The 1,503-nt window shown below is 65.7% G+C and carries 1 protein-coding gene; it reads right to left on the bottom strand.

Annotated elements, in window-relative coordinates; translation table 11 throughout:
- Positions 1–123: 123 nt before the first annotated feature.
- A complete protein-coding gene (locus E1298_RS46875; protein WP_131903792.1) occupies positions 124–558 on the bottom strand; it encodes a nuclear transport factor 2 family protein in 435 nt (144 codons plus the stop codon).
- Positions 559–1,503 lie beyond the last annotated feature (945 nt).

Raw genomic sequence — 1,503 nt, 5'->3', positions numbered from 1 at the left:
ATCTTCAGCCAGTCGTCGATCTTCACATAGAGTGCGGTCGCGAGGGTGTCCAGGTTGTTCGTCACACAACGATCTTGGACACCCTCGTCCTATGTCCGCAGCCGACCCCTTGGAATCAATCATCTAGTCCTGGACGAGGGGGCGGTCCTCGGTCCAGTCCACATGGACGTGCCGGGACGCGAACAGCCAGGCGTCGCCGTCGCGGGCGAAGGTGTCGAGGTAGCGGGCGACCATGACGAAGACGCGAGGCCCCTGCGGGGTCTCGTAGACATGGCGTGCGTCGCAGTAGGTCTCGGCGGTCGGCGGGTCGCCGGTCAGGTCGGGCAGGTGGTTGCCGACCAGATGGTGGGTCATCGCGAAGCGGTCGAGGGTGGCGGTGGCTTCGGCGATCTCGGCGCGCCCCCGGTAGGTGCGCGGCGGGACGTCCCGCTCGTGGATGACCAGCTCGCCGTCCTCGGTGAACAGGCCCGCGATGGCGTCGGAACGCCGCCGGTCGAGGCCGGACGCGTAGCGGTAGACCAGGTCCCGTAGGGCGTTCCGCACCTCCGCATCGATCATGCGGAGACCGTACCGGTGGACCGGACGCGGGTCTACTTGGACGGCGCACCGGCGCGATCGGTGGCGGGGCCGAGGCCCGGGTAGTGAACGATTTGCGGACGTCGAGAAGGTCGCCGTTGACAACACTGCCTATCGACCGATGTGAAGGTCCGGTACCTCGGAAAGGTATATCGGGTGACCGTCGAGGAGGCGTGGTCTCAGTGCGTAGCCGAGCAGGACGTCTACGCGGCATGTTCCTTTCGCGTCGGAATCGCGATTCGCATCGTCGCACATTTTTGGGCAAAGTCAAAGATGTTCCGGGGTGAAGGCACACGGGCTCTAGGAAGCCACGGCGGTGAGATGAGCCTCTGCCGGCGCCGGACGAACCGTGCGTCGCGAGTGGGCGGCGCGGGATGTCTTCCGGGGCGGATGGACCATGATCGAATTGTTCGGGCCGTCGTGTCGGCGGCGCTTGGTCCACCGGGTCTGTGACTCTCCGTACAGGTTTCTCCTTGGCGGTCGGCGGTCCATCGGGCGGGGCGAACGCCTCGGCGGGTTATCTCGGGACGGGGGATTCCTTCTCTTGAATTTCCGCCGTGACTGGAATTTTCTTTCCTGTCATGCGTGCTGCTCAGAGGGCGGGCAAGCCGGATTCTATTCGACCCGTCCGGGGGCTGTGAAAATTCATTTAACGTTGAATGCATTGACACGCTCCGGCGTGACGGGGTGCACTTCGGGGCAGCTCATCCGAATGAGTGGCACGTCCCAGTCCTCGCCCGGCGGACAACGGGTGTCGCGGAGCGCTCCCTCACAGAGCTCCCTGTGCCCTGTGCTGCCTGGCCCGTGGAAGGAGCACTTCCTGTGAGACACCAGACCGCGTTCGGGGCGGCGGCGTTGGCCGCGGGCCTCGCCGTGGCGATGTCCGTCCCCGCCACAGGTGCCACCTCACGCACCGCGCCGACGACC

Source organism: Actinomadura rubrisoli (assembly GCF_004349215.1).
Classification (GTDB): domain Bacteria; phylum Actinomycetota; class Actinomycetes; order Streptosporangiales; family Streptosporangiaceae; genus Spirillospora; species Spirillospora rubrisoli.
This window is presented reverse-complemented; position numbering and strand designations above follow the sequence as displayed.

Bases quoted from the DNA above. Each gene is read 5' to 3' on its own strand.
- E1298_RS46875 (WP_131903792.1), bottom strand. From the start codon at position 558: ATGATCGATGCGGAGGTGCGGAACGCCCTACGGGACCTGGTCTACCGC.